Origin of the sequence: Pseudomonas sp. RIT-PI-r, assembly GCF_001297015.1 — a bacterium.
GTDB lineage: Bacteria > Pseudomonadota > Gammaproteobacteria > Pseudomonadales > Pseudomonadaceae > Aquipseudomonas.
Genome location: NZ_LIGE01000025.1, coordinates 814,355 through 838,400 on the forward strand (window position 1 = coordinate 814,355; position 24,046 = coordinate 838,400).

Annotated in this window: 13 protein-coding genes and 1 pseudogene (1 of these 14 only partly in view); 8 read left to right on the forward strand and 6 right to left on the reverse strand. The window is 60.5% G+C overall.

The genetic code is table 11. From position 1 onward, the window contains the following. Both AK821_RS15375 and AK821_RS15380 read right to left on the reverse strand, forming a co-directional pair. A protein-coding gene (locus tag AK821_RS15375; RefSeq protein WP_064390460.1) for a non-ribosomal peptide synthetase crosses the window boundary here: on the reverse strand, positions 1-4,725 show its beginning. The gene continues 8,292 nt to the left of window position 1, outside the view; the window shows 4,725 of its 13,017 coding nt (coding positions 1-4,725); its start codon is at positions 4,723-4,725; its stop codon lies beyond the left edge, outside the window. A gap of 260 nt (positions 4,726-4,985) precedes the next feature. After that, on the reverse strand, positions 4,986-11,396 hold the full coding sequence (locus AK821_RS15380) for a non-ribosomal peptide synthetase (protein WP_064390461.1): 6,411 nt from the start codon (positions 11,394-11,396) through the stop codon (positions 4,986-4,988). Positions 11,397-11,883: 487 nt separating this feature from the next. Here AK821_RS15380 and AK821_RS15385 point away from each other — a divergent pair, with 487 nt between their 5' ends. From AK821_RS15385 to AK821_RS15415, 7 genes and pseudogenes are all read left to right on the forward strand, one after another. Beyond that, a complete protein-coding gene (locus AK821_RS15385) occupies positions 11,884-12,678 on the forward strand; it encodes a helix-turn-helix transcriptional regulator (RefSeq protein WP_064390462.1) in 795 nt (264 codons plus the stop codon). Between the two features lie 188 nt (positions 12,679-12,866). Further along, entirely contained in the window at positions 12,867-14,261 is a 1,395-nt protein-coding gene (locus tag AK821_RS15390) for an efflux transporter outer membrane subunit (protein WP_064390463.1), read from the forward strand. A 156-nt stretch (positions 14,262-14,417) separates the two neighbouring features. Continuing rightward, the gene (locus AK821_RS15395; RefSeq protein WP_008079652.1) at positions 14,418-15,023 is read left to right on the forward strand and encodes an SCO family protein; all 606 of its coding nucleotides are present in this window, start codon (positions 14,418-14,420) and stop codon (positions 15,021-15,023) included. Beyond that, complete coding sequence (locus AK821_RS15400; protein WP_064390464.1) at positions 15,023-15,502, forward strand: copper chaperone PCu(A)C; 480 nt, start codon at positions 15,023-15,025, stop codon at positions 15,500-15,502. Before AK821_RS15395 ends, AK821_RS15400 begins: the two co-directional genes overlap by 1 nt. Before the next feature lie 139 nt (positions 15,503-15,641). Next, the gene (locus AK821_RS15405) at positions 15,642-16,016 is read left to right on the forward strand and encodes a hypothetical protein (RefSeq protein ID WP_064390465.1); all 375 of its coding nucleotides are present in this window, start codon (positions 15,642-15,644) and stop codon (positions 16,014-16,016) included. Then, a complete protein-coding gene (locus AK821_RS15410; RefSeq protein WP_064390466.1) occupies positions 16,013-16,210 on the forward strand; it encodes a helix-turn-helix transcriptional regulator in 198 nt (65 codons plus the stop codon). Before AK821_RS15405 ends, AK821_RS15410 begins: the two co-directional genes overlap by 4 nt. 173 nt (positions 16,211-16,383) lie before the next feature. Next, positions 16,384-16,641, forward strand: a pseudogene (locus AK821_RS15415) (MaoC/PaaZ C-terminal domain-containing protein); the annotation flags it as partial. A 109-nt stretch (positions 16,642-16,750) separates the two neighbouring features. Here the strand turns inward: AK821_RS15415 and AK821_RS15420 are convergent. The 3 genes from AK821_RS15420 to AK821_RS15430 all read right to left on the reverse strand — a co-directional run bounded on the left by AK821_RS15420 (position 16,751) and on the right by AK821_RS15430 (position 19,046). Beyond that, positions 16,751-17,272 (reverse strand): DUF2846 domain-containing protein, encoded by a 522-nt coding sequence (locus AK821_RS15420; RefSeq protein WP_064390468.1) that lies wholly within the window; start codon positions 17,270-17,272, stop codon positions 16,751-16,753. 40 nt (positions 17,273-17,312) lie between these two features. Further along, positions 17,313-17,849 (reverse strand): hypothetical protein, encoded by a 537-nt coding sequence (locus AK821_RS15425; RefSeq protein WP_224790846.1) that lies wholly within the window; start codon positions 17,847-17,849, stop codon positions 17,313-17,315. A gap of 180 nt (positions 17,850-18,029) precedes the next feature. Then, positions 18,030-19,046: an ABC transporter substrate-binding protein gene (locus AK821_RS15430; RefSeq protein WP_064390470.1), complete on the reverse strand. Its 1,017-nt coding sequence runs from the start codon at positions 19,044-19,046 to the stop codon at positions 18,030-18,032. 408 nt (positions 19,047-19,454) lie between these two features. Here AK821_RS15430 and AK821_RS15435 point away from each other — a divergent pair, with 408 nt between their 5' ends. Then, positions 19,455-21,665 carry an LTA synthase family protein gene (locus AK821_RS15435; protein WP_064390471.1) on the forward strand — a complete coding sequence of 737 codons (2,211 nt, stop codon included), beginning with the start codon at positions 19,455-19,457 and terminating at the stop codon, positions 21,663-21,665. 104 nt (positions 21,666-21,769) lie between these two features. Here AK821_RS15435 and AK821_RS15440 read toward each other — a convergent pair whose 3' ends face one another. Further along, positions 21,770-23,806 (reverse strand): TonB-dependent receptor, encoded by a 2,037-nt coding sequence (locus AK821_RS15440; RefSeq protein ID WP_064390472.1) that lies wholly within the window; start codon positions 23,804-23,806, stop codon positions 21,770-21,772. Between the last annotated feature and the right edge of the window lie 240 nt (positions 23,807-24,046).

The window sequence follows — 24,046 nt, forward strand, 5'->3', positions numbered from 1 at the left end:
GCCGTCTACTTGCGGCACGGCTTGTACGCTCAAGCGGAAACCTTCGCCGAGGTCGTCGACGCTGACCACCAATGGATAGTTGCTGCGTTCGCGCGAGCTGAGAATCTGCACGCCGTCCCACGTTACCGCGGCCGATTCCGGCGCACTGTGGCGATAGTTGAGCAAGGTGCTGAACAGCGTCTGCGAACCGGCGATACCGCTGCAACGTTGGGCCAGCGCCAGCGAGGCTTGCTCATGGCCGAGCAACTGCGCCAGGCGCGCATGGGTGCCACGCACGCCGCTCTCCACCGACTCGACACCGACGCTGACGCGCAGCGGCAAGGTGTTGATGAACATGCCCAACGCCCGATCAGCGCCCTCTCCGCCCTGCATACGCCCGAGTAATACGGTGCCGAACACCACGTCCTGCTGACCGGAAACCTGCGCCAGCACCTGAGCCCAGGCTTGGTGCACCAGACTGGCCACGCTGACACCCAAGCGCCGCGCCTGCTCGCGCAAACGCTGGCCGAGGCCGCCATCAAGTTCCAAATGACTGTCGAGGATATCGCTGCCATCGCCGTGCACGTCCTGCAGACCGAACGCCACGGTCGGCTCGTCAATGTCGCCGAGCATCTCGCGGAAGAACGCCTCGTGCGCCTGATCATCGGCGCCGAGCCGCGCCTGTGCGACAAAGTGGCGGTATTGCACCGGCGGCGGCAAGTCGATGCTGCGGCCAAGCATGACGTCGTTCATTTCCGCAATCAGCACTTCCAGCGCTGTGTGATCGAGGACGATATGGTGCAGCAGAAGAATGCCGATCCAGCGCTCGTGCGGCTGATCTTCGGTGTAGACAAAGCGCATCAGCGGCGCGCGATTGAGGTCCAGACGGTAGTGGCGTGGATCGAAACGCGCCTGCATCTGCTCCAGCACGTCGCCGTCGAGTTCATCGGCATCGACGCGTTCCAGCGCCAGCGGCGCCTCACGGCAGACCACTTGCACGGCCTCTTCGAGCCCTTCCCAGACCACGCCGGTGCGCAGAATGTCATGGCGTTTGATTACACCGTTCAAGGCGCGAACGAAGGCTTTGATCTGTGGCAAACCGTCGAAGGCGAATTGCGCCTGCAACACATACGGATCACCGGCGCTGGTCGCCAGATGGTGATAGAGAATCCCTGCCTGCAATGGCGCCAGGCCATAGATGTCCTGCACATTGGCGATGCCGCCCGGCACCGTTGCAACGACACGGTCGATCGCGGCTTGATCGAGATTGGCCAGCGGCAGCATCGCCGGAGTAATGCGCGTGCAACCCGGTTCGATCAGGTTGTCGGGAACGACGATGGCACGTTCGCTGTTCAAGTTCGCCGCCAGCGCTGCCACGCTTGGCTGACCAAACAGTACGCGCACGTCACAATGCAAATCCTGTTGGCGCATACGCTCGATCAGCTTCACCGCCAGCAGCGAATGACCACCGAGTTCGAAGAAATTGTCATGGCGGCCGACCTGCTCGACACCGAGTAATGTCTGCCAGAGCCCGGCAATCAGGTTTTCCACTGAACCGACCGGCGCTTCGAAACCACGATAGGCGAAGGCGTCGCTGTCCGGGGCCGGCAGGGCTTTGCGGTCGAGTTTGCCATTGGCGGTCAGCGGCAAAGCGTCCAGACGCACGAAGGCGCTAGGGACCATGTACTCAGCCAGCGACACCAGCAGTTGATCGCGCAATTGCGCGACATCCGGTGCGGCGCCTTCGTCGGCCAGCCAATAGGCGACCAGACGCTGATCGCCAGGGCTGTCCTCACGGGCAATCACCACCGCTTCGCGCACACCTGCGCAGGCAGACAGGCGTGCTTCGATTTCGCCCAATTCAATGCGGAAACCGCGAATTTTCACCTGATCGTCATTACGCCCCAGGTATTCGAGGCTGCCGTCGGCGGCCCAACGCGCCAGGTCGCCGGTTTTGTATAACCGTGCATTGGCATTTTCACTGAACGGATCATTGATAAAGCGCTCGCTCGTTAGCGCCTCACGATTCAGATAACCGCGCGCCACCCCGGCGCCGCCGACGTACAACTCGCCGATCACGCCGACCGGAACCGGTTCATGCTGAGCATCGAGGACATACAGTTGCAGGTCGGGAATGCGCACACCAATCGGGCTGACGCCGACCAACAGAGCGTCGGCGGCCTGCAACGGTCGATAGGTCACGTGCACGGTTGTTTCAGTGATGCCGTACATGTTGACCAGCCGTGTACCGGCATTGCCGACCCGCGCGTACCACGGTTTGAGCAGGCCCGGCTCCAAGGCTTCGCCACCGAAAATCACTTCCCGCAAGGAATGCTGCAACTGGCTGCGACCCTGCGCGGCGATCAGTTGGCGGAAGGCGCTTGGCGTCTGATTGAGTACGGTCACACCGGTTTCGCAAAGCAATGCATAACAGTCGTCCGGCGAGCGGCTGACGGCTTGCGGGATCAACAGCAATTGCCCGCCGAACGCCAGCGCGCCCCAGATTTCCCATACCGAAAAGTCGAAGGCGAAGGAATGGAACAGCGCCCAAATGTCTTGCTGATTGAACTGGAACCAGTCATCGGTGGCAGAAAACAGCCGCACCACGTTGCGGTGCTCGACCATCACGCCTTTGGGCAAACCGGTGGAACCGGAGGTGTAGATCACATACGCCAGATGCGCCGGGGTCAGCCCGGGAATCTGCGGATCGCTGTCGAGTTCGGCCTTGAGGTGAGCGCTGTCGAGGTCGATCTGCGGCACCTCGAGAGCGGCCACGCGATCACGCGTCGCCGCTTGCATCAGCACCGCCACCGGGGCGCTGTCCTGCAAGGTGAAACTGATTCTGTCGAGCGGATAAGCCGGATCGATCGGCACGTAACCGGCGCCGGCCTTGAGCACGCCGAGCAGGCCGATGATCATTTGCGGGCCGCGTTCGACGCAGATGCCCACACGATCATCGGGACGAATGTTCAGCGCCAGAAGGTAATGGGCGACCTGGTTGGCACGGCGATTGAGCTCACCGTAGCTGAGTGTCAGCCCGTTGAACATCAGTGCCGTGGCGTCAGGTCGAGCCTGTGCGTGGGCTTCGAACTGCTGGTGGATCAGTGGGGTTTCGAGGAACTGCGTCAGCGGTAGATTGGCGCCACGCAACAGGTGTTCGCGTTCGCTGGTCGGCAGAATGTGCAGCGTATGCAACGCTGCATCGGGCGAGTTTTGCAGGGTTGCGACCAGACTTTCCAGCGCGGTATTCAGGTAAGCCGCCACGCGTGTGGCACCCAGCGCCGCATCCGCCAACGCAGTGATGCGCAAATCCACGCCGAGGTCATCGATATTGATGGTCAGCGGATAGTTGGTGCGCTCGCGGGCACCCAATACCTGCACACCGGGGGCGATGTCGACCACGTCAGCGACTTCTTCGACGCTGCTGTGCCGGTAGTTGAGAATCGCGCTGAACAGCGGCGTTGGCACCGCGACGGCGCTGCAACGTTGCGCCAAAGCCAGCGAAGCTTGCTCGTGGGCCAGTAAAGCGGTCAGGCGCCGATGAGTCGCCAGCACGCCAGCGCGCACGCTTTGCTCACCGACATCAACGCGCAGCGGCAAGGTATTGATGAACATCCCCAGCGCCTGCTCGCCGCCCTCGCCCGCGTCCATCCGCCCCAGCAACACGGTGCCGAACACCACCGCCGTGCGTCCGGACAATTGCCCCAACACCCGCGCCAGCGCCAGATGCAACAGGCTTGCCACGCTTACGCCGAGCTGCCGCGCCTGCTCGCGCAACTGCCGGCTCAAGTGGCTGGCGAGCAGCAACGCGGCTTCCTCGATAGCGTGGCCGTCACCCTGCACATCCTGCAAACCACACGGCAGTGTCGGCTCGTCGATGTCGGCGAGCATCTCGCGGAAAAACGCTTCCTGCGCCTGCTCATTGCCGGCACTGCGCGCCATGGCCAGATGATCGCGATACGGCACCGCCGCAGGCACTTGCGCAGTCTGCCCGAGCAGACAGGCCTGGATTTCCCGACGCAACACATCCAGCGCGACGTGATCCATGATCATGTGATGAAACAGCAATAACGCAACGACTCGGCCCTGCGCGGGATCCTGCGCATAGACCATGCGCAGCAGCGGCGCTCGCTGCATATCGAGGCGAAAGTGCTGCGGATCGTGACGTTCGAGCAACTGCGTGAGCACATCACGCTCGCTGTCGACGCTGATTTCTTCACACACCAGCGGCGCCTCGCGCCAGACCACCTGCACCGCTTCGTCGAGATATTCCCAGACAAAGGAGGTGCGCAGAATGTCGTGACGCTTGACCACCCAGCGCAACGCGTCGGCGAAGGCGTCCAGCCTCTGCTGGCTGTCGAACGCGAACCGCGCCTGGGAAATGTAAGGATCGCCGGCAGCCGCCGAGAGATGGTGATACAGCATGCCCTCCTGCAATGCGGACAATGGATAAATGTCCTGCACGTTGGCGGCGCCCCCCGGCAGCGTGGCAATGATGCGGTCGAGGGCATCCTGCTGCAGATTCACCAGTGGCAGCATGTCCGGGGTGATGCGAAAGGCCGGGCTCAGCCAGTCGCCGCCATGCTGGGCGACCAGTTCCAGCAATTGCGCCTTGTGCGCCGAGAGGCTGTCCCACAACGCGTCATCCAGCGCGTCGTCGCTGCCCAGAATGACCAGGTCTTCATCTTCCTGTTGAAGGCGGATCGCATGGGTGGAAATAACAGCCATCAGTTCGCTGAAATGCATGAGGTAACCTGCTGTAAATACGAAAAAAAGGAGCGCGCAGCAGCGAGTCCGTGCACGCGGCGCGCAGCCTGGAAAAACTAAAACATCGGGGCGTGGGTGTCTGACATGGGAAGCGGGGACAAGCCATATAGGATCTGGGCCACACAACCGGCCCCTGTAGGAGTGAGCCTGCTCGCGATTGCGGTGTGTCAGTCACGAACATATCGCCTGACCTGACGCCATCGCGAGCAGGCTCACTCCTACAGGGTTTGTGGTCGCCGTCAGAGACGGCGTTTGCGGTTGAGGCTCGGGATGGTGGTCTGGGCGATTTCGACCTGCCTGGCCTGCCGCGAGGTCTGTGCCGCCAGCGCGGCCAGTGTCGGCTGGCTGAACAGCGTCCGCGCATCGACATGCAGCCCGGCCAGACGCATGCGCGCAACCAGACTCACCGCCAGCAATGAATGCCCGCCCAGTTCGAAGAAGTTGTCGTCGCGCCCCACCTGCTCGACCTTGAGCACCTGCGCCCAGATCTGCGCCAAGGCACTTTCCACGTCGCCTTCGGGCGCGGCATAAGGCCGGCTGAGCAGCGCCTCCGCCCCTGGTTGCGGTAACGCCCTGCGATCGATTTTGTCGTTGGGCGTCAACGGCAGCGCCGCCAGCAGCACGTAAGCGCCGGGCACCATGAACTCCGGCAACTGCGCCAGCACATGCGCGCGCAATGCTTCAAGCGTCGGTGCAGCCAGCTCGGAACGGACGCTGTAATAAGCCACCAGTCGCTCATCGCGCACCAGCACCACGGCTTCGCGGATGGCCGGGTGTTCGAGCAGACGCGCTTCAATCTCGCCCAGCTCAAGACGAACCCCGCGCAGCTTGACCTGAAAGTCATTGCGCCCGAGGAACTGGAGATTGCCGTCAGCGTCGTAACGCACCAGATCACCGGTGCGATACAAACGATCACCGGCCACGAACGGGCTGTCGATAAAACGCTCGGCCTGCAATTGCGGCAGCCCCAGATAGCCGCGCGCCACGCCCACTCCGCCAATGTGCAAATGCCCGCTGACGCCAAGCGGCACCGGTTGATCGCAGGCATCAAGGACATACAGCCGCGTGTTGCTCAGCGCCTTGCCGATCGGCACCGGTGTCGGCGGCAGCGGCTCGCCAGGTTCCAGCGTCCAGCCGCTGCTGTCGACCGTGGTTTCGGTCGGCCCGTAGACGTTGTGCAGGCGCACCCACGGCAGGCGCTCACGCACTTGCCGGGCCAGCGCGACGGTCAATTCGCCGCCGCCGTTGAGCACGTCGGTGAGGCTGGTGCACTGGCTGACGTCGTTCTGTTCGATGAACTGCTGCAACAGCGCCGGCACGAATTTGACCACGGTGATGTTCTGCTCGCGAATCACTTGCGTCACATAGGCCGAATCGCGGTTGCCATCGGCGCGCGCAAGGACCAGGCGCATGCCCGAGCACAGCGGCCAGAAGATCTCCCACACCGAACTGTCGAAACTGTACGGCGCCTTTTGCAGCAGCGCCCCGTGTTCGGTGGGCGGCGCCAACTGCGAGCCCCAGTGCACCATGTTGCAGGCACTGCGGTGCTCGATCATCACCCCCTTCGGGGTGCCGGTGGAGCCGGAGGTGTAGATCATGTAAGCCAGATTCGTCGCGCCGAGACCCGGCACCTGCGGATTATCGTGCGGCTGGTCCTGCCAGGCGACGAGGTCGAGATCGAGCAGCGGCACGCCGGGTTCGCTAAGCAGATCACGCGTCGCGGCATGTACCAGCAGCGCAACCGGCGCGCTGTCCTGCAGCATGTAGTTCAGCCGTTGCAGCGGGTAATCCGGATCGAGCGGCACATACGCTCCGCCAGCCTTGAGAATGCCCAGCAGACCGACCACCAGTTCCGGCCCGCGCTCGACGCAGATCGCTACCCGCGCATCCGGCTGAACGCCCAGCCCGCGCAGATGATGGGCCAAGCGGTTGGCCTGCTCGTTCAGCTCACGATAGGTCAGGCACTTCTCGGCAAATTGCACCGCAATGGCATCCGGCTTGCGCACAACCTGTTGTTCGAACAGTGCCTGCAGCGGCTGCTCCATCGGGCAATCGATTGCCGTATCGTTGAACTCGACCAGCAGCTGGTGCAGCTCTTCTTGCGGCAGCAACGGCAGACTGTTCAACGGCCGTTGCGGGGTAGTTTCCAACGCCTCGACCAAACCGTTCAAAGCCGCCTGCACGTAAGCGCAAATCCGTTGCGCGCCAATGTTCGACAAGGTTCTGCTGGTCAGCCTCAGACCGGTGCCGAGGTCATCGACACTCAAAGTAAACGGGTAATTGGTGCGCTCTTCGTTGGCCAGCGTCTCGATACCCTGCCAGGTCTGGCGGGAGGTTTTTTGCTCGACATCATCGCTGTGCCGGTAGTTGAGCAAGGCGCTGAACAGCGGCGCGGGTGCGGCGACGCCACTGCAACGCTGGGCCAGCGCCAGAGAAGCGTGCTCATGGCCGAGCAAAGCGCTCAGCCGTGCATGGGTGGATTTCACCGCTACGCGCGCGCCTTCGCCGACATCAACGCGCAGCGGCAAGGTGTTGATGAACACCCCCAGCGCACGGTCGGCCCCCGCGCCGCCCTGCATGCGGCCCATCAGCACCGTGCCGAACACCACACTTTGCTGAGCGGACGTCGCCGCCAGCACCTGCGCCCAGGCGAGGTGGATCAGGCTGGCAACGCTCACGCCGGCCAGACGTGCCTGCTGCTGCATGCGTTGATAGAGTTCGGGCGCCACGGCTTGCTCGGCTTCTTCGATGTTGCTGCCGTCGCCCTGGACGTTCTGCAGCGCGAACGGCAAGGTCGGTTCGTCGATGTCACCGAGCATCTGCCGAAAGAACGCTTCATGCTCCTGCTCGCTGACGCCCAGGCGCGTTTGCGCCACGTAGTTGCGGTACGGCACCGGTGCTGCCAGCGGTTCGCCGTGCCCGGACAGGCTGGCGTGAATTTCTTCGCGCATCGCCTCCAGTGCGACGTGATCCATTGCCAAGTGGTGGAACAGCAAGATGCCGACCACGCGGTTATGCGCGGAATCGCGGGCAAACATCAGGCGCAGCAGTGGAGCCTGACTCACATCGAGGCGATAGCGCCGCGCGTCAAAACGCTCGTGCAATTGATCGATGATCGCGCCGTGAGCAGGATCCAGTTCGACCTCCTGCACCGGCAAAATCGCCTCGCGCCACACCACCTGCACCGGTGACGTCAGCCCTTCCCAGACCACTGCCGTGCGCAGGATGTCGTGGCGCGCCATGACCTGACGCAACGCAGCGGCGAAGGCCTCGACCCGCTCGATGGTGTCGAACGCCAGCAGTGATTGCAGCAGGTACGGATCGCCCTGTGCGGCGGTGATGTGGTGATAGAGAATGCCTTCCTGCAACGGCGCCAACGGGTAGATGTCCTGCACATTGGCGGCACCGCCCGGCACGGTTGCGACGATACGCTCGATCATCGTTTGATCGAGTTGCACCAGTGGCAGCAGGTCCGGCGTGATGTGCGTGCAATCGGCGGCAATACGGTTGGCCGGCACCGCGACTTCGCGGCCGCTGCCCTCCGCCGCAGCCAGCGCGGCCAGTGTCGGCTGGTTGAACAGCACCCGCACATCGCTGCTCATGCCGATCTGACGCATGCGCTCGATCAGGCCGACGGCCAGCAACGAGTGGCCGCCCAGCTCAAAGAAATGATCGTGACGCCCTACCCGTTCGACCTGCAGGACTTCGGCCCAGATCTGCGCCAGGGCAATTTCGACGTCACCCTGTGGCGCCTCGTATTCGCGACGGATCAACGCTTCCGGCCCCGGTGGCGGCAGGGCCTGGCGGTCAAGCTTGCCGTTGGCCGTCAGGGGCAGACTCGCCAGACAAACGTAAGCGGCCGGCAACATGGCGGCTGGCAAGCGCGAGGTCAGGTGCGCATGCAGTTGCAGGATGTCCAGCGATTCACGTTCGGTGAACCACGCCAACAGTTGGCCGTCACGCACCAGCACCACGGCTTCCCTCACAGCATCATGGCTGGCGAGTGCCGCTTCGATTTCACCCAACTCGACACGCACACCACGGACTTTGACCTGGTCATCGTTGCGACCGATGTATTCAAGATTGCCGTCGACGCGCCAACGGGCGAGATCGCCGGTGCGATACATGCGCGCATCCGGCTGCGCACTGAACGGGTCGTCGAGGAAGCGTTCGGCCGTCAACTGCGGGCGATTCAAATAGCCCCGTGCAACCCCCGCGCCGCCGACATACAACTCGCCAATGATGCCGATCGGCACCAGGCGCTGTTGATCATCAAGCAGGTAAGTCGTGGCATTGCTGACTGGTTTGCCGATGTGCAACGCCTGCCCCGGTGCGATCAGTCCTGAAGTGGCAACCACCGTGGCTTCGGTCGGGCCATAGTTGTTGATCACCGCAAAACCCTGCGCGCGGCTGAACTGGCGCAGGCGATCGCCGCCGATCAGCAAGGTGCGCAAGGTCGGGTGATCGAGTTGTTTGCTGAAGGCGTATTCCGCAATCGGCGTGGGCAAGAAGCTGACGTCCAGCGGCTGCGCACGCCACCAGGCGAGCAGCGCATCAATGTCTTCGCTGCCGTCGCTCGCGGGTGAAAAATCCACTGTCGCCCCGGCACACAACGCCGGCCAGACCTCCCACGCCATCGCGTCGAAACCGAACCCGGCCAGGCTCGACGTGTGCTGCCCTGGGCCGAGGCCGAAAGCCTCGCAGTGCCAGTCGACCAGATTGCACAAGGTGCGGTGCTCGACCATCACGCCCTTGGGCAACCCGGTCGAGCCCGAGGTGTAAATCACGTAGGCGAGGTTGCCAGGATTCAGCCCGGCCACCTCAGGATTGGTGACGCTGTCGAGCGCCCACTCGCGCCGATCAAGCTCAATCACCGGCAGCGCTGTGGCAGGCAAGCGCTCGCGCACATCACTTTGCGTCAGCAGCGCCATCGGAGCGCTGTCGCTGAGCAGATAACTCAGGCGCTCGGGGGGATGCGCCGGGTCAATCGGCACATAAGCGGCGCCAGCCTTGAGAATCGCCAGCAGCCCGACCAAGCTTTCCAGGCCTCTGCGGGCAACAATCGCCACCCGGTCATCGGGCCGTACACCGAGGCCCAGCAGATGATGGGCCAGCGCATTGGCTTGCCGGTTCAGCTCGGCGTAACTCAGCGACCGCCCCTGATAAGTCGCGACTACGGCGTCCGGCTGTTCAGCCACGCGCGACTCGAAGCGTTGATGAATGGTCTGGTTTTGCGGATAGCTGACTCGGGTGTCATTCCATTCATTCAACCGGGCGAGTTGTGCCGGGCTGATCAGGTTGAAATCGGCGACGATCCGCTCAGGAGACTCCAGGCCTTGCTCCAGGATCAGCACCAAGTGCTCGGTAAACGATGCGATCTCGTCTGCCGTGAAATAGGCCGGCGAGTACACCAGATGCAGCCAGGCCTTGTCGTTGTAGCGGTTACTGCGCAGGTGAATGGCCAGCGGTGTCGCTTCGTGCTGGTTGGAGACCTTGACCACGTGCCCCGGCGCATCGCCGTAACGGTAGTCATGGTCGTCTTGTTCGTAGGACACCGACAGCTCGAACAGTTGCGAGCGGTCTTCACGCAACAGGCCCAGCGCGCGGTTCATCTCGCTCAGTGGATAGCGTTGATGGCGGAAATCCTGCTTCAGGCCAGTGCCTATCGCCTTGATCAAATCGCCAAATGACAGTGTTCGGCCAAAGCCCATGCGCATTGCACTGACTTGGGTGAATAACCCTAGAGTGCCTTTGAAGCGGGCACCGGAGCGATTGAGGATCGGCAAGCCGACCACCCACTCGTCACGTTGGGCAGTACGACTGAAATACACGTGCAGCGCAGCCAGCAGTACATGAAACGCCGAGCCGCCCAACTGCCGTGACGTGTCTTTCATGCGCTCGTGCAACAGCGTCGGAAAAGCCTCGACATGGATTTGGCCTGGCGCCATTTCAGCGCCGAGGGGTTCGCGATGACAGGGAGTCAACAAGGGTTCGGGAATGCTGCGGTACTTGTCCAGCCAGTAGCGTTGATCGAGTTCGTAACGCGATGACTGCTGGTAGGACGCATCATCGTCGATGAAGCCGACATAGGACGGCGCCGCTACGTTTGGCTGCTCGTCACGGCACAACGCGCTGTAGATTTCACCCACCGACTTGAACAGCAGACCGAACCCCCAGCCATCGATGATCAAATGATGGGCCTGCGCCGCCAGCCAGTGACGGTGACGATCAAGGCGAATCAGGCTGAAACGGAACAACGGCTGTCCGCTCAATGTGTAAGCCTGCGCCATGTGCTTTTCCACCAGCGCCTGAGCGGCCGACCGTGGATCGCTGTGCTGGCTGAAATCATGCAGCGGCATGGCCACCGGCAAATCCTGCGCAAACTTCTGCAGCGGCAACCCATCGTGACCAACGTTCGTTGACAGAACAATGCGCAAGGCATCGTTTGCGGCTACCAGCCGTTCAAGTGCCGATTGCAGCAACAGCGGGTCCAGCGGCCCGCTCAGTTCGACATAACCGCCAATGTTATACAGCGGCGAATCTCCGCGACTCTGTTGGTCCAGCCAGATATCCCGCTGGGCGGCAGTCAGAGGGTACGTCTCGACAGGCGCGGACTGATCGTCCGCCACGTTGGCAGAAATAGGCGGCATAAGATCCATCTCATGTAATTTGCCGCGTATTCAAGCATCGGCCCCCGCACTGACATGACACCTGAAACCCGGACAACCACAACGTCTGCACGCGCCTGTTTGATCTTACTGTCGCGGTAAGCGCAGGCACTGCCTACAAGTTCGGAGAGGAAATTCTGAAAAGCTTGTAGGAAAAGAACCACATAGCAACGCCGCCATTTGCCTGAACGCCGCCGATCGGCCATGGCCAATCCCCGGTTTTCGCGGCCTCTGCATGACTGAACAGTCACTTGCGACCCGTCGCCGCTCATCGGCCCCGCCAGAACCCCGGCGCCAGGATTCAAAAATAGTGGCACTTTGTGTCCCTGTTTTCCCCTACAGACGTAGGACAAATCCATAGGCTTAAATCCTGCTCCGGATCATGTTCAAGGAGAAATGACTGCGTGGGCGGCTTTTACACAGACGGCAGACGATTCAGTGATGGCTCTGAACCAGGGATGACAAGGATATGAATCTGACCGGCAGCATTCGCAACATGGAAAACCCGCTTTTTTATTGGCAACTGGGAGAACTGATTGCAAGCACGGGCGACGATCACTTCGCCACCAACATGTTCCAGCTGGTCGACACGCTGGTACCGGTCAACCGTGTCGATCTGAGCGAGTGGACGCTGGATGAGCGTCAGGCCAGCGTGGTCGAGATCAAGCCGTTGGGCAGCGCCGGCCAAGTGCAGACCTTCCCGCCGCCCGCCCCGTTGCAGCGACCGGACGATCATCCGTTGTTGCAGAAGATGATCGAGATGAACGACTCACTGTTGATCCAACTGAAAGCCTCGCTCCAGCCACGCCATCCGCAGCACAGCGTCCACCAGTGCAATCTGGTCTCGCGCACCTCGAATCGCCGATGCGTCATCTCGTTTTTCCGACCACACACCCAGCGCGTGTTTTCCCTGCCGGAACTGTCATTTCTCAAGAGCCTCTCCGACACCTTGCTGCCGCTGATCGAGCGCCATGCGCAGATCAGTCGGCAAATCCTCGCCCGACAACCGCGCCAGCCATTGGCTGAACTGGATCAGGCCCCGCTGGCGCAGGTATTTGATGAGCGCCTGGGGCTGAGCGGCATTGTGCTCTCGGTGCGCGAAAAGGAGGTGTGCCTGGGGCTCCTGACCGGTGGCACGGTGCCGCAGATGGCCCAACAGTTAAGGGTCAAGAACAGTTCGATCGAGACCTACCTCAAGCGCGCCACCGCAAAACTGGGGGTCAGTGGCCGACATGGGCTGGCGAAATGGATGGCCGGGGCCTGAGCCTGTTCAAAATCCCCCACTGACTTCCCCCCCCTGTAGGAGCTGCGGCACGCTGCGATCTTTTGATTCTGCTTTGTTTAAAAACCAGATCAAAAGATCGCAGCGTGCCGCAGCTCCTACGGGGGGGAGGGTCTGGCTTACGGGTTATTCACTCCAGGCATCCGCTCTTTCATGAACGAGGCTGTTTGATGTTGACGTTGCGATTTTCTCTGCTGTCCTTAGCTATATTGATGGCCGGCTGCTCCTTGATACCCGACTACCAGCGGCCCGCTTCACCGGTTGCCGCGCAATATCCGCAGCCAACGCAGGCAGCAACGTCCAGCGAAGACTGGCGCACGCTGTTCAACGACCCTGCCCTGCAGCAACTGATCGAAAGCGCCTTGGTCAACAACCGCGACCTGCGCGTCGCGGCGCTCAACGTCGAAGCGTTCCAGGCGCAGTACCGCATTCAGCGTGCCGACCTGTACCCGGCGGTGTCGGCCAATGCCAGCGAATCACGCCAGCGCATGCCGCCGAGCGTGACCCAAGGCAAAGCGCTGATCAATTCAACCTACACGGTCAACCTCGGCATCAGTGCCTACGAACTGGATTTCTTCGGCCGGGTGCGCAGTCTCAGCGAGCAGGCGCTGCAAAGCTGGCTGGCGACCGAGCAGGCGCGGCGCAGTGCGCAATTGAGTCTGGTGGCCAACGTCGCCAATGCCTACCTGACGTGGCGCGCCGACCAGGAACTGCTGGAGCTGACCCGCGACACCCTCGTCGCCGACGAGCAGAGCCTGCACCTGACCACGCGCAATCGCGATGCTGGCAAACCTTCGGCACTGGAACAGGCTCAGGCGCAAACCAGCGTCGACAGTTCACGGGCCAATCTGGCGCGCTATCAGCGCCAGGTCGCGCAGGATCTCAACAGCCTGACGTTGCTGGTCGGCACACCGGTGTCGCCGTCCTTGCCCGGGCAACCACTGGCCAGTGATCTGGTCGAGCAACTGCCCGCCGGCTTACCCTCGGACTTGCTGCAACGACGCCCGGACATTCTCCAGGCCGAATACAAACTCAAAGCCGCCAACGCCAATATCGGTGCGGCGCGGGCGGCGTTTTTCCCCAGTGTCAGCCTGACGGCGAACGCCGGCACGTCCAGTCGCGACCTTTCCGGACTGTTTGGCGGCGGCTCGGGTGCCTGGACGTTTCAGCCGCAGATCAGCCTGCCGATCTTCAACGCCGGCAGCCTGCGCGCAAGCCTCGATTATTCGAAATTGCAGAAAGACGTCGCCGTCGCCGAATACGAAAAATCGATTCAAACGGCGTTTCAGGAAGTCGCCGACGGGCTGGCGGCGCGCGCCACCTATCAGCAGCAATTGCAGGCGCAACGCGATCTGGTCGAGGCCACGCAGACCTATTACAACCTCGCGCAGAATCGTTACAAGAACGGTGTCGACAGCAGCCTGACGTTCCTCGATGCGCAGCGCTCGCTGTTCAGTTCGCAGCAAGGATTGATCACCGACCGTCTCGCGCAACTGGTCGCCGAGGTCAACCTTTACACCGCGCTGGGCGGCGGCTGGCGGGGAGATGAATCGCGCGTGCAGTGAGCCTACGTCACTTTTTCTTACACCTTTTGTCGCTCGATCCCACACCGCACGGCGATCCGCAGCCGTCGTCTGGTCTCAGTTTGGTATCATGCGCCGCTTTTACGGTTAACCCCCCGCCAGTCCTGCCGACTGACGGGCTGCAAAAGGCGGTATTAGATGACGGCTTTGTTGACTCGCCGCAAGGTGCTTGCGGGAATGGGCGTGCTCGGGCTCGGCCTGCTCGCCGGCTGCGACACCCGCGGCCAACTGTCGTACAAGTACGGCAAGGATCTGAGTAACAAGATCATGGGGCGCACCTTCAAACTGAAGAACACCGATGGCGAAACCATGACGCTGTCGAGCTTTCGCGGCATGATGCCGATGGTGTTCTTCGGTTTCACCCAGTGCCCGGCAGTCTGCCCGACCACCCTTGCCCGCGCGGCGAAAATCAAGAAGCTGATGGGCGCCGATGGCGACCGTTTGCAGGTGATCTTCATCAGCCTCGATCCAGAGCGCGACACGCCGGAAATCCTCGACGCCTACATGAAAGCCTTCGATCCGACCTTCGTTGCGCTGTACGGCACGCTTGAGGAAACCGCGGCCACGGCCAAGGAATTCGACGTGTTCTACGAGAAAGTCCCGGCCGGCGACACCTACACCATCTCGCACACCGCCACCAGTTACGTTTACGACTCCAACGGCGGCTTGCGCCTCGGTCTGTCCACCTCGCTTTCGGCAGAACAATGCACGGAAGATTTGCTTACTGTTATGGAGGTTTGCTGATGCAACCTGTTCTGAACCACATCAAACGCGCTGTCATCGGTTTTTCTCTGCTGGGTCTGGCATTCCAGGCGACTGCAGCGACCAAAGTCGACGATGCCTGGGTTCGTGCCACCGTGCCGACCCAGTCCGCCAGCGGTGCATTCATGACCCTGACCGCCGATAGCGACAGCAAGTTGCTCAGCGTTGCGACACCCGTGGCCAAAGACGTGCAGATCCACGAAATGACCATGAAGAATGACGTCATGAGCATGGGCCCGGTGAAGTTCGTCGAGCTGCCAGCCGGCAAAGCCGTCAAGCTTGATCCGAACGGCTACCACGTGATGCTGATGGGCCTGACCGGTCAGCTCAAGGAAGGCGAAAGCGTGCCGCTGACCCTGACCGTCGAGAACGCCAAAGGCGAGAAAGAAACCATCGAAGTCAAAGCGCCGGTTCGCGCGCTGACCAACATGGAAGGTCACGATCACAGCAAAATGCACTGATCGCACTGACTGAAACATCTGCGGGGCGGCATGATTGATGATCATGCCGCCCCGTTTTTTTGAACTGATGGAAAGCGTGCTTTACATCAGGGAATGCTTCAGCGAGGATGTAAAAGGTCTTTTACATAGGAAGTGAAGAATGAACCGCTACTACCTCGAACTGGGCGCCGCATTGGTTCTCTACGTGTTGGTGTTGAGCCTTTCCCTGATCGCCAGCCAATACCTGCTGGATGCCAACATTTTTCTGCGATCCGTAGTGGCACTGACCCCGATCCTTCCGGCAGGCCTGATGTGCTGGGCCATCGTGCGCAACATGCGCCGCATGGATGAAATGCATCTGCGCATCCAGTTCGAAGCCCTGGGTTTTGCCTTCGCCGCCTCGGCATTGCTGACCTTCAGTTATGGCTTTCTGGAAAACGTCGGCGCACCGCACATTCCCTGGACGTGCGTGTGGCCGGTGATGGGTCTGATGTGGATTGTCGGCCTGCAAATTGCGCGACGCCGCTACCAATGAAAAACCGCCTCAAGGAACTGCGCGCCGAGCGCAAATGGTCGCAGGTCGATCTGGCGGAACGCTTGAACGTTTCGCGCCAGACCATCAATGCGATCGAAAACGAACGCTACGATCCGAGTTTGCCGCTGGCGTTCCAGATCGCCCGGACATTTGAAATGCCCATAGAAAGCATCTTCGACGACGGTGAAGCCTGACACGATCCCCCTGTAGGAGCTGCGGCACGCTGCGATCTTTTGATCCTGCTTCTTGAAAATCAAAATCAAAAGATCGCAGCGTGCCGCAGCTCCTACAGGGTTTGAGGTCAGTGGGCGATGCACACGGATTTCAGTTCGGTGTAAGCCTCGATCACGGTTCGACCAAACTCCCGTTCGTTTCCGCCGCCCCCGGCCCGGTGTTGGCCAACTATGGCCTCGACACCTTGCGTTTCATCAACCCGGTAGGCATCGGCGACACCATCCAGGCGCGCCTGACCTGCAAACGCAAGATCGACCAGGGCAAGAAGAGCCCGCAAGGCATTGCGCAAGGAGTGGTGGCGTGGGATGTGGAAGTCACCAACCAGCTCGGTGATCTGGTGGCCAGTTATGACATTTTGACGCTGGTGGTGAAGCGCGAAGAGGTGGCGTGACCGCGCCTCCATAAGCTCCAGGAGTTCGGCGCTGAAGCAAGGACCAGCCAGTAGCACAATACCGGGACGAATTGGCAGAACACTGACCGGGTTCTGCCGTTTTCGAATATCACTTGACGGCCACTGGCACCTGCTGACACCACTTGATCGTCCGCAACGCTTCTTCCGCAGGTACCAATGCATAACGGAAGTAGAAATGCGTGCCCGAATAATAGGCGTCGTTCACTTCACCCAGCGCATGGTCATCGCTGAACGCTCGGGAACTGGTCTCATCGGCGATGAAATAGACATGGCCGCTTTCGACGTTCAAGTCGAAGCGTTTGTTGACGCTGCTGCTGACAAATGGCGGAGTAGTCGACTCGATCCGGTAGGAACCGGCCGGCACGGTTGTCCGGAAAAACCCGCCGGAAGGTAAAACTCCGACGGCGTTTCCATTGATCGTAATCGTCGGGGTCACGAAGTAACCGACACTCGCGGCAGGCCGATAGAAGTACAGTGTCGCCTGCTCCGGTTGCGCCTTTTCCACTGCAGTAAAAAATGGTTGTCCCTTCAAATCAGGCCCGGCGGCACAGCCGCTGAGCAGGGTCAGGCTGGCCAGCAGGCCAACCCAAAGTAGTGCGGTGCGATTCATCAATTTATTCCTTGGAAAAAAGTGCCCGGCCGATGGTGCTTCAAAAAACGCAAAGCCCTTTGCCGTTGTCTTTGGCATCAGAGGTGGGCCACGGTTTGAAGGCGCTTTCGGAGGTCAGATTGATGATCGTGCGGCTTTGCAGGATCGGGTATTTGCCCTTGAGGCGCTCGACGGTTTCTTCGGCATCATTGACGTTGGACAAACAGTACGTCAGCGCATTGGCGTAGAGATTACCGATGTAAAGCGTCTGCCCTGCCTTCACGGTGAATACCGTCGAGGACGGCCGGGCAACGGCGTGCCCCATATAGAACTGATAGTTCCAATCGATGAATTCGTAGCGTCCTGGCGGCACCTCGTACATGAACAGATGCCCCAGCAGGTTCGGGGACGGCTGGTCGTCTTCGTTGTACAGCGTGGTCAGGGTAATGGCTGTGTCTGGCTCTCCCTGCTGTTTGATGTTGACCGTCAGGCCGTGCGGCTGAGTCAGATAGCCTTCGATGATGGAGCCGATAATCACAGCCTTGGCCGGATCCGGCGCGCGCTGACCGTCGTATCGCGCCGTCGTGCACCCGTTCAATACGGCAACACTTAGAGTGATAGCCCCCCAGGTTGCCAATGTGCTGCAAACTTTCCGTAGCATTCTTTAATACCGTGCCTGTCAAAAAATCCATGCGTTGCGCCGAATCAGATGATTCGGCGCACGTTGACCACTGGTATCGCCCGGTGAAGATGATTCTTGAGGCTTCATGCCATTCGCTCAACTACCCGCGCCGTCATGCGCCTCTTCAAAGAAATAATCCTTCCAGCTGTCGGCCTTGTTCTTCAGCACGCCCAGTTCCTGCAACTTCTCGGCATAGATGAAGGTGCGCTGCGGCACCACGGTGAAATCGATTTCCGGGTCCTTGACGATTTGCTCGACCAGGGCCAGCGGCAGTTTCGACTGCTCGACACGAATGTACGCCTGAGCCGCCGCCGGCTTGTCAGCCTTGATGATCTTCTCGGCCTCGGCCAACGCGTCATAGAACGCCTTGTAGGTTTTCGGGTTTTCGTCGTGGAATTTTTCCGTGGTATACAGCACGTTGAACGTCGCCTGGCCGCCAAGCACGTCATAGGAGCTCAGCACTTTGTGCACGTTGGGATTCTGCAACGCCTGGTACTGGAACGGCGGGCTGGAGAAGTGCGAGTTGATCTCAGAGCCGCCGGCAATCAGCGCAGCCGTCGCATCGGGGTGCGGCAGGCTGACCGAGATATCGTCGAATTTCTTGTACTGCGCGTCGCCGAATTCCTTGGCGGTTTCGATCTGCAAGGTGCGCGACTGGAAGCCCACGCCGGCGGCAGGCACGGCAATCCGGTCCTTGTCAGTGAAGTCCTTGAGGGTCTTGATGTTCGGATTGTTGGTCAGCAGATAGTTGGGCATTGAGCCCAGTGCGGCGATGGCTTTGACGTTCTGTTTGCCTTTGGTGCGATCCCACACGGTGAGCATTGGCGGCACGCCGGCAGACACCACGTCGAGCGATCCCGTGAGCAATGCTTCGTTCATCGCCGTGGCGCCGGAAATGCTGTTCCAGTCGACCTTGATGTCGAGACCCTGCTCTTTGCCGTGTTTTTCGATGAGGTTCTGGTCGCGCACCACATCGAGAATCAGGTAACCGATGCCGAATTGTTGAGCGATGCTGATCTTGCCCTCAGCTTGAGCGCCGGTGCTGAACAACGAACTCGCGGCCAGGGAAGCGGCCAATAGAGTCAGTGCGGAACGTTTGAACGGTGTGGCCATGACAACCTCGCAGCATGGGGGTGGTGTGCTGAAAGGCCTGACTTTATCGCTATAAAAAATAGAAATTAAATATCTTTATCGCATATCGATAGCACGGGTTGTTGAGCGCAATGAGCCTGCGGGCTTTTGATTCCGAGGTTTAGAAAGATCGCAGCGTTGCGCTGTTACTACATTGGATACCGGTGATGATTTGGCGGCATAAACAGCCTGAAACAATAAATCCGTCGGTAGCAATATCGCCGATTGCCGTTTGACCCGAGGGCCGATCAGGGCTGCAGGCGCGACGTCACCTTCGAGAGCTCGCGCACCAGCGCATCAGTTGAGCGTTTAAAAGGGCGATCAGACAGCCCACCCTTGGTATCATCGAGCACACTTTTATGACGACTTAATGGCTGGAAGGTCTTTTTTGTGAGCGCTCTTTTTAACCGGTTGCGGCAGCCGCATGCCCGCCTCTTTTCGTTGATATTTCTCGTGCTGATTGTGCCGGTGTGCCTACGTGCGGCACTGGGCTGGTCGGCACCTCTGGGTTATTTGTCGGACTTGGCCATTGGCAGCCTGCTGGTCGTGTTGCTGCATCGCCGGGCGTGGTGGCTGGCCTTGCCGGTGTTGCTGTTCTGGGGACTGCTGGCCGTGGCGACCGCTGAACTGGTCAGCGCCGTCGGGCGTCTGCCGACGCCTTCGGATATTCATTACCTGATCGATCCGCAGTTCGTGGAAAATTCCACCGGTGGCGGGCTGGCGCATCCTGCGCTGGGTATCACCTTGCTGCTGGCCCTGCTGTTCTGGTTAGCAACCCGGTTTGCCAACCGCGATCTACCGCGCCCGCCCCTGCCACGCGCCGCCTGGAGCGCACCGCTGGTGTTGTTCGCCGCGCACTGGGGCGCGCAGAACCTGTGGCCGAGTGAAGCGGATCCGTGGCGCCAGTACAACCTGCCGCACCAGTTGCTGGCTACTGAGGTCGCCGATCTGCAGATTCGGGGCGAGGAATGGCTGGACGGCGATGTCGAAGAACCCGCGCCGGCCATGGCCGGTCTCACCGACGTCGACCTCAATGGGCAGAAACTGCTGGCCGCACCGGGGCAAGCGCGCAACGTACTGATCATCGCCCTGGAAGGCATTCCCGGTGCCTACATTCGCGCCAACCGCGAAGCCATCGGCAGTCATTATCAGGAAGACCTGATGCCCAACCTCAGTCGCTGGGCCGAGCGCGGCATGAACACCCCGGATTACGTGCTGCATACACATCAGACCATTCGCGGTCTGTACTCGATGCTCTGCGGCGATTATGACAAGCTCAACAACGGCACGCCCAAAGGCGTGGAGATGCTGACCCTCAACGAGCGCAATCAGGCCTGCCTGCCGGCGCAACTGCGTGAACACGGCTTCAGCACGCACTATCTGCAAGGTGCCGGGCTGCGCTTCATGGCCAAAGACAAGATCATGCCGCACATCGGTTTCGATGCGACGCACGGTCTGGAGTGGTTCACCAACAGCAACTATCTGGAGTTCCCGTGGGGCAAGGATGACAAGGCATTTTTCGAGGGCGCGCTGGACTATGTCGGCGAACTGAAAAAGCAGAAAAAGCCGTGGATGCTGACGTTACTGACCGTCGGCACCCATCAGCCCTACTCCGCGCCCGAGGAATATCTGGAGCGCTTCGAAACGCCAAAACAGGCCGCCGTCGGTTATCTCGACGATGCGCTGGAGCAGTTTCTCAACGGCCTCGAACGCCAAGGCGTTCTGAAAGACACGCTGGTGGTGATCACCTCGGACGAATCCCACGGCATCGACGGCGTGCGACTGGCTTCTTCGTGGGGCTTCAATCTGACCCTGGCGCCGGAGCAAGCGCAACTGCCACGACTGAACAAAGGCGTTTATGGCCACGTCGATCTGAGTACGTCGATTCTCGATTACTTCGATTTGCCGGTGCCTTCCGCGCTGAGCGGTCGCTCGCTGTTTCGCGATTACGACAGCGGCCGCGAAATCATGTCGTTCACCAACGGCAAGCTGCGCTATCACAACGGTCAGGGGATCTTTTCCGAGTGCGACATGCCGCGTCGCTGCCGCTACTACGAAAGCGCCGGGTTCATCGCCGAAAATGCCCTCTATAAAGGTAACTACAGCGGCCACCCGGCCCGGCAGATCGCCGCCCGCGCCAATGCCCTCGACCTTTCGCTGCTGCGCACACCGCTCAATCATCGCTATCAGTTCGGCAGCACCAACGTTATCCCGCTGCAAGCGCAGATCAAGGATGACTGGGCCGACAACCTGATCGGCGCGCAGTATCTGGAAATGCCCAAAGGCTCGCACACTCGCGTGCGTCTGACCGTACGCTCAGTCGATCCGCAACAGGCAGCGTACATTCAGCTCAAGGCCAAGGAGTTTGAACAGGACGTGCAGATCGGTCTGCCGCAGGAGATGGTCGCAACCGCCGAGCAACCACTGGAAATGAACTTCAGCTTCGACAACCCGCAAGAGCGCAAAGCATTTTCTTTCCATTTGCTGGGTTATGGATTGGGCGCAGTTGAAGTGACGGACTTCAGTGTGATTACTGAATTGCCGGGGCAAGAGGATATTCTCGATGACGTGCCGGAGGACGACACGGCTCAATCCACCTGACAACGTCTGTGTAGGAGCTGCCGCAGGCTGCGATCTTTTGATCTCTATTTTAAAAGCAAAAGATCGCAGCCTGCGGCAGCTCCTACGGTGGAAATCAGTGATTATCAGAACGTTGTGCGCAACCCGACCTGAATGCTGCGCCCTTCTGCCGGCGCAATGTCGCGCAGGATCGAACTGGCATAACGCACGGTTTGATTGGTCAGGTTCTCGGCATTGACGAAGGCCAGCCATTGGCTCTGACCGACATCGAAGTGATACCCGACATTGGCGCCCAGTGTGGTGTAGCCGTCAGTGCTGCTTTCATTGTCCGGCACGCGATGTTGTGAACTGGCGTGTTCGACATCGATGCGCGCCTGCCACTTGTCCAGTTCCCACAGCAGCCCGGTGTTGAGCCGCAGCGGCGCGATGCGCGGCAAATCTTCGCCAGTGTCGAGGTTCTTCGCGCGGGTGTAATCGCCGGACAACTCCAAGGCAAACTTGCCGTAGGCGCTTTCGCCGAGTTTCCAGTGATCCTGGGCTTCAATGCCGCTGAAGCGCGCCCGCACGCCGGAGTAGGTGTATTCAGGGATGCCGTCGGCGTCCTCTTCGCCCTCGTCATTCAGCGTTCGGCCCGTGCCGAGCAAGCCGATGTAATTGGAGAAGTGGCTGTAAAACACGCCGACACTGCCCTTGTGCGTACCATTGTCGAAACGTAGCGCCAGGTCACTGGACACGGCTTTTTCCTTCGACAGCCCGGCATCGCCAACTTCATAAGTGCCGGTCGCGACGTGAGCTCCGTTGGCGTACAGCTCATAAAATGTCGGCGCACGTTCGGTGTAGCCCAGCGTCGCGGCCACCGACCAGATCGGCGTCAGCGTGTACACCGCACCGGACGACAGACTGCCAGCGGTGAAACTGCTGGATCGATCGGCGTTGGCGAAGCGCTCGTTACCCTTGGCGTTCGGATCGACCGTGGTGTGCTCAAGCCGTCCGCCGAGGGTGAACAGCAGTCGGTCGGTGGCTTGCAACTCTTCGAGAATGAACAGTGCGCCGGCATCGGTATCGGTTTGCGGGACAAACGCCTCTTCGCCCAGCGCCGAGAACTCGTTGCGACTGACCTGCGCACCGATCACACCGTTGAACGGCCCCAATGGCTGATGCCGCGCTTCGACACGCGCCTCGTAACCTTTGTTCTTGAACGTCGTACCGACCTCGCCACCTTCGATTTCGCGGTGTTCGTAATCGGTGTAGCCCGCATCCAGCTTGATCGAACTGAATGGCCCATCGAGATTGCGTATCTCCGAGGCGAAGGCGTAGTGCTCCTGTTGCATGCGGATGCGCACGTCTTGTTCAGCGGGCGAACCGTAATTGGAGTCGTAGTTGCTGTAGGACAGGCCGGCGTATCCGTCATCCCAAGTGTAAGACCCGCCCACCGCGCCGCCGTCCTGGCGACCATCACTGTTGGCCAGTCGATGCTTTTTCGAGTCGCCGTCGTCGTTTGCGCGTTCGCCAGCGGTTTTCGCGTAACCGGGGATTTTCAGATCATTGAACTCGCGGGCACTGGCGTCCAGGTGCAAGGCGAACTGACCGTTACCGGCCTCGAGTTTGCCGGCGCTGCTTCGCGTGGTGTCGGCACCGCCGTAGCGCAACTCACCGGCGCCATGGATTCCGTCGATAGCCTCGGTCGGAATGCGGTTATCAAAAGCGTTGACCACTCCGCCAATGGCGCTGCCGCCGTATAGCAGGGCTGCTGGGCCCCGGATGATTTCAACACGCACGATGTTGACCGGGTCCAGCGGCACCGCGTGATCGTAAGACAGCGACGAAGCATCCAGCGCGCCGACGCCGTTGCGCAGGATGCGGATGCGGTCACCGTCCTGACCGCGGATGATCGGCCGGCTCGCACCCGGACCGAAGTACGACGAGGACACGCCGGGTTGCTTGTTCAGGGTTTCACCGAGGCTGCCCTTCTGTTGAAACGTGAGGTCGTCGCCGCTGAGCACCGTCGATGGCGAAGCGAGTGTCTGGCTGCCGAGCGGATTGCCGGTGATGACTTGCGGTTGCAGCTCGAGGGTGTCGGCAGCGAACACCGGCGCTGCAAAAAGCAGCGCCGCAGCCAACGGATTGAGGCGTCGTTGCAGGGGGTGGGAACGGGCAGGCATTGCAGAGTTTCCATGAGCTAAAAGTGAAGATCGCTGTCAGCGTTCGCAGAAAACGCTGACAGAAACAAAATGAAACCGATTTAATGTTATACAATAACATTTCTTTCTGTCATTACGTTTCTTGCTTCACTCAGCACAACAGCTGCTCAAGGACGAGGGTTTCGGGCGGGCATCGGACATATGCCGAGTCCTGCACCGTACTGTGAAAGCGCCGAAAGACTTTCCCTATCGGCGCCCAAT